Origin of the sequence: Micromonospora sp. ATA51, assembly GCF_016802855.1 — a bacterium.
GTDB lineage: Bacteria > Actinomycetota > Actinomycetes > Mycobacteriales > Micromonosporaceae > Micromonospora > Micromonospora sicca.
The window spans coordinates 1-8,778 of the sequence record NZ_JAEVHJ010000287.1 but is presented as its reverse complement, the minus strand read 5'-3'; the positions used below and the strand labels follow the sequence as shown (position 1 = coordinate 8,778).

6 protein-coding genes and 3 pseudogenes are annotated in these 8,778 nt (G+C 74.1%); 6 read left to right on the top strand and 3 right to left on the bottom strand.

Annotated elements, in window-relative coordinates:
- Positions 1-150 precede the first annotated feature (150 nt).
- Positions 151-921 (top strand): annotated as a pseudogene (locus JNW87_RS30195) (S8 family serine peptidase); the annotation flags it as partial.
- A 373-nt stretch (positions 922-1,294) separates the two neighbouring features.
- Positions 1,295-2,158 (top strand): hypothetical protein, encoded by an 864-nt coding sequence (locus JNW87_RS30190; RefSeq protein ID WP_238454834.1) that lies wholly within the window; start codon positions 1,295-1,297, stop codon positions 2,156-2,158.
- Between the two features lie 154 nt (positions 2,159-2,312).
- On the opposite strand, the gene JNW87_RS30185 is transcribed toward JNW87_RS30190, so the two are convergent.
- From JNW87_RS30185 to JNW87_RS30175, 3 genes are all read right to left on the bottom strand, one after another.
- Positions 2,313-2,630, bottom strand: coding sequence for a hypothetical protein (locus tag JNW87_RS30185; RefSeq protein WP_238454833.1), 318 nt, complete (start codon positions 2,628-2,630; stop codon positions 2,313-2,315).
- Positions 2,631-2,681: 51 nt separating this feature from the next.
- Entirely contained in the window at positions 2,682-2,903 is a 222-nt protein-coding gene (locus JNW87_RS30180) for a hypothetical protein (protein ID WP_238454832.1), read from the bottom strand.
- A gap of 511 nt (positions 2,904-3,414) precedes the next feature.
- The gene (locus JNW87_RS30175) at positions 3,415-4,413 is read right to left on the bottom strand and encodes a helix-turn-helix domain-containing protein (RefSeq protein WP_236647232.1); all 999 of its coding nucleotides are present in this window, start codon (positions 4,411-4,413) and stop codon (positions 3,415-3,417) included.
- Between the two features lie 81 nt (positions 4,414-4,494).
- Here JNW87_RS30175 and recN point away from each other — a divergent pair.
- The 4 genes and pseudogenes from recN to JNW87_RS30155 all read left to right on the top strand — a co-directional run.
- A pseudogene (gene recN / locus JNW87_RS30170) lies at positions 4,495-6,249 on the top strand (DNA repair protein RecN).
- A 118-nt stretch (positions 6,250-6,367) separates the two neighbouring features.
- Positions 6,368-7,546 (top strand): putative cytokinetic ring protein SteA, encoded by a 1,179-nt coding sequence (steA, locus tag JNW87_RS30165; RefSeq protein ID WP_109799676.1) that lies wholly within the window; start codon positions 6,368-6,370, stop codon positions 7,544-7,546.
- Positions 7,547-7,573: 27 nt separating this feature from the next.
- On the top strand, positions 7,574-8,515 hold the full coding sequence (locus tag JNW87_RS30160) for a copper transporter (protein WP_109799675.1): 942 nt from the start codon (positions 7,574-7,576) through the stop codon (positions 8,513-8,515).
- A 62-nt stretch (positions 8,516-8,577) separates the two neighbouring features.
- Positions 8,578-8,778: pseudogene (locus JNW87_RS30155) on the top strand (hypothetical protein); the annotation flags it as partial.

Below are 8,778 nucleotides of genomic sequence, written 5' to 3'. Positions count from 1 at the left end.
ACCGCCGGCACACCCCGGCTCGGCGCCGGCATCGCCCGCGTCTGGCTGGACGGGCGGGTCCACGCGGATCTGGCCGGCACACCCCGGCTCGGCGCCGGCATCGCCCGCGTCTGGCTGGACGGGCGGGTCCACGCGGATCTGGAGCACAGCGTGCCGCAGATCGGCGCCCCGGCCGCCTGGGCGGCCGGCCGGGACGGCACCGGCGTCCGGGTCGCGGTGCTCGACACCGGAGTCGACGCCGGCCACCCCGACCTGGCCGGCCGGATCGCCGAGGCGCAGGACTTCTCCGGCAGCGGCAGCGCCCGGGACGGGCACGGCCACGGCACCCACGTGGCCTCCACCATCGCGGGCAGCGGCGCCGCCTCCAACGAGCTGCGCAAGGGCGTCGCCCCCGGCGCACAGCTGCTGATCGGCAAGGTGCTCGACAACAACGGCAGCGGTTACGGCTCGGACATCATCGCGGGCATGGAGTGGGCCGCCCACTCCGGCGCGAAGGTGGTCAGCATGAGCCTCGGCGGCGACCCGAGCGACGGAACCGACCCGATGAGCCTGGCGGTCAACGACCTCACCGCCGAGACCGGCACGCTCTTCGTGATCGCCGCCGGCAACTTTGGTGAGGCGCGTAGCGTCGGGACGCCTGGCGCGGCCAGTGCGGCGCTCACCGTCGGCGCGGTGGACCGTGACGACAATCTGGCCGACTTCTCCAGCCGCGGCCCGCGCCTGGGCGACAACGGCCTGAAGCCGGAACTCACCGCGCCGGGCGTCGGCATCGTCGCCGCCCGCGCCGCCGGCACCACCATGGGTACGCCGGTGGACGACGCGTACACGCGGGCGTCCGGGACGTCGATGGCCACCCCGCACGTCGCCGGCGCGGCGGCGATCCTCGCCCAGGAACACCCGGACTGGACCGCCGGGAAGCTCAAGGACGCGCTGGTCAGCACGACGAAGGCGAACCCCGCGCTGACCGTCTTCGAGCAGGGCGGCGGCCGAGTGGACGTGGCCCGCGCGCTGAGCCAGCGGGTGTACGGCACGGCCACCGCCGACTTCGGCCGCGTGAACGCCGGCGATGCGGTGGCGGAGCGGACCGTGACGTACACCAACGGCACCTCGTCCCCGCAGACCCTGCGGCTGGCCCTGGAGCTCCGCAACCTGGACAGCGGCGCCGCCGAGGCCGACGGCGTCTCCGTCGGTTCCGAGGTGACGGTGCCCGCCGGTGGCAGCGTGGCCGTGCCGCTGCGCGCCGACCCGGCGAAGCTGGACCGCGGGATGTACGGCGGGTGGCTGGTGGCGACCGGTGCGGATGGCGTGGCGGTGCGCACGCGTCGGACTCACCCGCAAGGGCCCGCTGCACACCGTCACCCTGCGCGCGCTGGACATGGCCGGGCAGCCCGGCGTGGCGACGGTGTTCACCCTCTTCGGCGAGCACTCCGAGTCGGACCAGATCGGTTGGATCCCTGGCGAGGCGCAGGTGCAGGTCGAGGAGGGCCCGTACCTGCTCGGGGGGCTGTTCCAACACGGCACCCCGCAGCACGAGCAGCGCACCCTGGTCACCGATCCCGAGCTGATGGTGACCCGGGACATGACCGTGGTACTCGACCCACGCAAGGGCACCCCGGTGCGGATCGAGACGCCGAAGCCGACCGAGCAGCGGGCGGTGATCAGCTTCTACGAGCACCGGATCTTCGGCAACGGCCGGCAGGTCGACCACGGCACGATGGAGTTCAGCACGGTCGAGCAGGTGAACGTCACGCCGACCCCGCCGGTGCGCGAGGGCGAGTTCGAGTTCGCCTCCCGCTGGCAGCTGGTCGCCCCCATGGTGGACGCGAAGGTCAGCAACGTCTCCGGGCCGCTGGACATCAACCTGCTGCGCCAGTCGCCGGCTCCGGACGGCCGGCGGAAGCTGCCGCTGGTGTGGGCGGGCGACGGCACCCCCGCCGAGCTGTCCCGGGCCGGGGTCCGGGGTGCGGCCGCGCTGGTCGCCGGCAGCCCCGACCGCACCGATGAGAGCCAGATGGTCGCCGATGCCACCGCGGCCGGCGCCGCGATGGTGCTCATCGTCCGCCCGGCGGAGTGGAGCGCGTGGACCGACTGGGCGCCCGACGGGGATCGCCTGCCGATCCCGTCGATGGTGGTGGCGTACGACGGCGGCAGCGGATGATCGCGGCGGCGAAGGCCGGACGCGTGACGCTGGACCTGACGCTGACTCCGAACAGCCCCTACCTGTACGACGTGTGGCAGGTGTCGAAGGGGCGGATCCCGGATCACATCGTGCACCGGGTGACCGCGGACAACACCGCCGAGGTGACCGCCAGCTACGCCGACACCGGCGGGTTCGACTGGGCCGAGGAGCAGCGGTTCGGCTGGCGGCCATGGCAGGAGTACTCCTGGATGGACGAAAAGCGGTTGGTGCGTACCGGCACCGTGAGGCAGGAGTTCGTCAGCGCCGGGGACAACTGGTGGCAGCAGCGGGTGCTGCACCGGCTCCAATGGTCCTGGGGCCGGCTGCTCGGGGGCGCCGTCCAGCAGCCCCGGCAGTACGCCGCCGACGACCGGGTCACCGAGACCTGGTACGCGCCGGTGGTCCGGCCGGCCGTGCCGGCGGGTTCCGGGGCGCCGGTGCCCACGCGCACCGGGGACACCCTCGACCTGCGGGTGGCCGAGTTCGTCGACGCCGACGGCCACTACAGCTCGGCCGGGTTCGGCGAGGAGCAGGACACCGTCGAGCGCCGGCTGAGCCGGGACGGGCAGCAGATCGCCGACCTCTCCGGCGGCTGGGCACCGGTGCCGACCACCCCGGACGCGGCCCGGTACCGGCTGGACGTCACCACCCAGCGCTCCTCGGACGAGTGGCGGTGGGCCACGCGTACCGAGACGGCCTGGCAGTTCACCTCGGCCCGGCCCACCGGTGACGTCGCCCAGCCGCTGTCGCTGCTGCAGGTGGACTACCAGGTCCCGGCGGACCTGCGGGGCGAGGTGCCCGGCGGCCAGCCGCACAAGGTGGGGCTGACCCTGCGCCAGCCGGCCGGCGTACCGGCGCCGACCGGCGTCGGGGTGCGGGTCGAGGTGTCGTTCGACGGCGGGCGCAACTGGCGGACCGTGCCGGTGCACGCTCGGGCGCCCAGTTCACCGCCACGGTGCCGGCCGGACGCGGCACGGTGTCGCTGCGGGTGCACGCGGCGACCGCGCCGGGAACACCGTCGACCAGACCGTGGTCGACGCGTACGGGCTGCGCTGAGCCGACGCCCGCGCGGTCACCCCCCTCCGCGCGGGCGTCCCGTCGCCGCCGGGGTTCCCACCAGGGGGTGGCGGGAACCCCGCGGCGCCCCGGCCGATGGTCCGGCTCCGGGTTGCGTCCTCGGGATGACGCAGACCCGGGCCGGCCGACGGCCGGTGGTCGTGGAATGTCGGACGGGTCTACAGCCAGCCCCGGCGGGCGGCCTGGTACGCCAGACCCGGTCGGGTATCGACCCCGGCCAGGGTCATCAGGTCGGCGAGCCGCCGCTGGATGGTGCGGCGGCTCACCCCGAGCTGAGAGGCGATGGACTTGTCCGGCACCCCCGCCACGAAGAGCGACAGCAGCAGCCGCTCGTCGGCGTCCGGGCCGCCGTCGGCGGCGGGGCCGGCCCCGGGCAGCAGCGGGGTGGCCGCGGTCCAGTGGCTGTCGAAGAGGGCCAGCAGCGCGTCGAGCAGCTGGCTGCGGCCGATCACGGCGGCGCTCGCCTCGCCGCTGGCCCGCTCGGGCACCAGCGGGCAGACCGCGGTGGCCCGGTCGGCGATGGCCAGGCGTACGGGGAGCAGACCGGTGACCCGGGCCTGCTCACCGCTGCGGACCGCCTTCTCGACGTCGGCGAGGGCGTCCGGCTCGGCCAGCAGGTCGCGTTCGTAGATCGCCCGGTAGCTGACCCCGCGGGCCAGCGCGGCGAACTCCTCGACGTTCTCCGGGCCCGGCATGGCCAGCGGGTTGGCCCGGCAGAACCAGAGCACCTCGACGCGGGCGTCGTCCTGCAGCCGGCGCAACCGGGCGCGCAGCGCGTCGGGGCCGGTGACGATCTCGACCAGGTGGTCCGCGTCGTGGCGCCGTACGCCGGCCCGGTACTCCTCGGTGAGCTGGGCGACCCGGCGGCGGGCGGAGTCGAGGGACTGCTGCTGGCGCAGCAGCTCGTCACCGAGGGCCACGTCCGGGGGCAGCGGCCGCAGCGGCGGGTCGGGTTCGGCGCCGGCCGGGGCGACCAGCCCGCAGTCCCTGAGTCCGGCCAGCGCCCGGGCGACCCGGTCGGCGGGCAAGGGCACCTGCCGGGCCAGTTCCGCCGGCCCGGCGGCGGAGACCCGCAGCAGCGCACGGTAGACCTGTTCCTCGTCCTCGCCCAGGCCGAGTATCCGCAGCACCTGCCGCCCACCGCTCGTGGAGTCCACGAGCGGAGATGGTACGACCGGCCGCCGCGCCGCCCGCGCCGGCTGGTCAACTGTCGGTGGCCGCGTCTACTGTCGGGTGCTGTGCTGGAAGAGCTGCGCATCACCGGACTGGGCGTCATCGAGGACACCACGCTGCCGTTGACCGGCGGGATGAACGTCATCACCGGCGAGACCGGTGCCGGCAAGACCATGGTGGTGACCGGCCTCGGCCTGCTCTTCGGCGGCCGGGCCGACGCCGGGCGGGTGCGGGCTCAGCCGGGCCGGGCGCTGGTGGAGGGGCGGCTGCGCCTCGACGGCCGGGTGGCCGACACCGTGCACGCCCGGATCACCGACGCCGGCGGCGAGCCCGACGAGGACGGCGCCCTGCTGCTGAGCCGTACGGTCACCGTGGAGGGCCGGTCCCGGGCGCACGTGGGCGGCCGGAGCATGCCGGTGTCGATGCTCGGTGAGGTCGGCGAGCAGGTGGTGGCCGTGCACGGACAGTCCGACCAGCTGCGGCTGCTGCGTCCGGCCGAGCAGCGGGCGGCGCTGGACCGGTTCGCCGGCCCGGCGCACGAGAAGCTGCTCGACGCGCTGCGCGAGGCGTACACCGGGTGGCGGGCGGTGGTCGACGACCTGGCCGACCGGCGGCGCAACGCCCGCGAGCGCAACCAGGAGGCGGACCTGCTCCGGCTCGGCCTGGACGAGATCACCCGGGTCGACCCGCAGCCCGGCGAGGACGACGAGCTGAAGGCGGAGGCGCAGCGGCTGGAGCACGCCGAGGGGCTGCGCACCGCCGCGCAGCTGGCCCACCAGTGCGTCGCCGGCGGTGTGGAGGCGACCGACGAGACCCCGGACGCGACCGCGCTGCTCGGCACCGCCCGGCGCACCCTGGAGGCGCAGGCCGGCACCGACCCGGCGCTGGGCGAGCTGGCGGTCCGGCTGGAGGAGGCGGCCACCCTGGTCGCCGACGTCTCCGCGGAGTTGTCGGCGTACCTGGCGGCGCTGGACGCGGACCCGGCCCGGTTGCAGGTCATCTACGAGCGGCGGGCGGCGCTGCGCGCGCTGACCCGCAAGTACGCGACGACGTCGACGGGGTGATCGCCTGGGCCGAGCGGGCCCGCACCCGGCTGTCCGACCTGGACACCTCCGACGACCTCCTGGACGAGCTGGACCGGGAGGCGTCCCGGCTGGCCGGCGAGGTGGCCGAGCTGGCCGGGCGGGTCTCCACCTCCCGGCGGGACGCGGCGGTCCGGTTCGCCGAGCAGGTCACCGTCGAGCTGGCCGGGCTGGCCATGCCGCACGCCCGGATCGAGGTGGCGGTGCTGCCCCGCCCGGCCGGTCGCCGAGCCGAGCCTGCCGGTCAACGGCGCGGAGGCCGGCGTCGGCCCGGACGGCGCGGACGAGGTGGAGCTGCGGCTGCTGGCCCACCCGGGCGCACCGGCGCTGCCGCTGCAGCGGGGCGCGTCCGGCGGTGAGCTGTCCCGGGTGATGCTCGCCATCGAGGTGGTCTTCGCCGGCTCCGGCGGCCCGCCCACCCTGGTCTTCGACGAGGTGGACGCCGGCGTCGGCGGGCAGGCGGCGGTGGAGATCGGCCGCCGGCTGGCCCGGCTGGCCCGCAGCCACCAGGTGCTGGTGGTCACCCACCTGCCCCAGGTCGCCGCGTTCGCCGATCGGCACCTGGTGGTGGCGAAGGACACCGGGGGAGCGGTGACCACCAGCGGGGTCCGGGTGGTGGAGGACACGGAGCGGGCTCGGGAGCTCGCCCGGATGCTCGCGGGTTTGCCTGATTCCGATCTGGGTATCGCGCATGCCGAGGAACTCCTGGCCGTGGCAGCCAAGGAAAGGCGCCCGTGACGCCGGGATTGTGAGCGCAAGCACACCGGCGTGCGCCCGGGTGTGCTTCCCTGGGTAGGCGGCCCTGCTCAGGCATGTCGCGACAGCAAACCCTGCCTCACATGCCAGGATGGTCACGATGCGTCTACCCACGTTGCGCCGGACCCGGAACACGGAACCGGGCTCAGTCCTCGGCACCGCGCGCCTCGACCGCCGTACGAAACGGCTGGTGGGCCGGCTCCGACCCGGCGACATCGCGGTCATCGACCACGTCGACCTGGACCGGGTGGCGGCCGACTCGCTGGTCGCCGTCGGCGTCGCCGCGGTGCTGAACGCCAAGCCCTCGGTCTCCGGGCGCTACCCCAACCTGGGGCCCGAGGTGCTGGTCGCCGCCGGCATCCCGCTTCTGGACGACCTGGGTGAGAGTGTCTTCGAGCAGATCCGCGAGGGCGACACCGTCCGGATCGAGGGCAACACGGTCTTCGTCGGCGAGGAGCCGGTCGCGCACGGCGCGCTGCAGGACGCCGAGACGGTCGCCAAGTCGATGGCGGACGCCCGGGAGGGGCTGTCGGTCCAGTTGGAGGCGTTCGCCGCCAACACCATGGACTACCTCAAGCAGGAACGTGACCTGCTGCTCGACGGGGTCGGCGTGCCGGACATCCAGACCCAGATCCAGGGCCGGCACTGCCTGATCGTGGTCCGCGGCTACGACTACAAGGCCGACCTGGACGTGCTGCGCCCGTACATCCGGGAGTTCAAGCCGGTGCTGATCGGCGTGGACGGCGGCGCGGACGCCCTGGTCGAGGCGGGCTACACCCCCGACATGATCATCGGTGACATGGACTCGGTCACCGACGACGTGCTGCGCTGCGGCGCCGAGGTGATCGTGCACGCCTACCCGGACGGGCGCGCCCCCGGCCTGCCCCGGGTCAACGGCCTCGGGGTGCCGGCGATCACCTTCCCGGCCGCCGCCACCAGCGAGGACCTGGCCATGCTGCTGGCCGACGAGAAGGGCGCCTCGCTGCTGGTCGCGGTCGGCACCCACGCCACGCTCGTCGAGTTCCTCGACAAGGGCCGGGGCGGCATGGCCTCCACCTTCCTCACCCGGCTGAAGGTCGGTGGCAAGCTGGTCGACGCCAAGGGCGTGAGCCGGCTCTACCGGCAGAGCATCTCCGGTTCCTCGCTGCTGCTGCTGGTCCTCTCGGCGGTCGCCGCGATGGCCTCCGCGGTGGCGGTCTCCACCGTCGGGAAGGCGTATTTGGGCGTGGTCTCCGAATGGTGGGACAATTTCGTGTTCCAGCTCGGCCAGCTCTTCTAGCTCCCCGACGATCAAGAGGCTGCAAGCGTGATCAACTTCCGCTACCACGTGGTGTCCCTCACCGCGGTCTTCCTGGCGTTGGCGATCGGCCTGGTGGTCGGCACGGCCGCCCTCAACGGGCCGGTCGCCGACTCGCTCAAGGAGAACGTCAACGCGCTGCGCAAGGACAACCAGCAGATGCGCCAGTCGGTCAACAGCCTGCAGAAGGAACTGGACATGGAGGAGGACTTCGCCGCCGAGATGGCGCAGGTCGTCCTCCCCGGCAAGCTCACCGGGCGACGCGTGCTGGTGCTCGACCTGCCCAGCGGCCGGGAGCACACCGACGGTGTGGTGAAGATGCTCGAACTCGCCGGCGCGAACGTCACCGGGCGGGTCGACCTGCAGGACAAGTTCATCAACCCGGACAGCAACAACAACCTGCTGGAGCTGGCCGTCACCGCCGCCCGCCCGAACAGCGCCCCCACCTCGGGCCTGCCGGGCAACGGGCACGGCGTGGAGACGTCCAGCGCCCTGCTGTCCAGCGTCCTGCTCGACCGCCCCCAGGGCAGCCCGCCGGTCTCCGACGCGGACCGCCGGGCCGTGCTGACGGCGTACTCGAACGCCGGCTATCTCAGCACGGAGGACAAGGTCACCGGGCCGGCCGAGGCGGTGATCCTGATCAGCGGCCAGCCGTACGTGGACAAGGACTCGGCGAAGAAGGACGAGTCGGTGGTGAAGGTCGCCGAGCAGTTCGACCGGACCGGCGCGATCGTGGTCGGCGGCAACGGCTCGGCCGGCGGCAACGTCGTCGCCGTGGTGCGCGGCGACCCGGTGCTCTCCCAGACCATCTCCACCGTCGACAACGCCAATACCGTCCAGGGTCAGCTGGTCACCGCGCTCGCCCTGGTGCAGCAGCTCACCGAGAAGAAGGCCGGCCAGTACGGTGTCGGCGACAACGCCGCGGCGCTGCTGCCTAAACTGCCCCAGTGAGGCGGCGGACCGTTGTCCGGTCTGCACCGCATCGCGTACGGCATCCGGATCGGAGGGGTCGCGTGACCAGGTGGGGTCGGCTGCTGGCCGTCGGCGCGGGGGCGGTCGCCGCCCGGTACGTGCTGCGGGAGGTGCGTACCGCCCCGGTGGGGCCGGCGCTGGAACGGACCAACTTCCGCGGGCGGACGGTGACCCTCGCGGCCGGCCCGGCGCTCGCGGTCGGCGCCGCCACGGCCGGTGCGCTCGGCGCCGGCAGCACCCCG

Coding starts and splice junctions, on each gene's coding strand:
- steA (WP_109799676.1), top strand. CDS start 6,368: ATGCGTCTACCCACGTTGCGCCGGACCCGGAACACGGAACCGGGCTCA.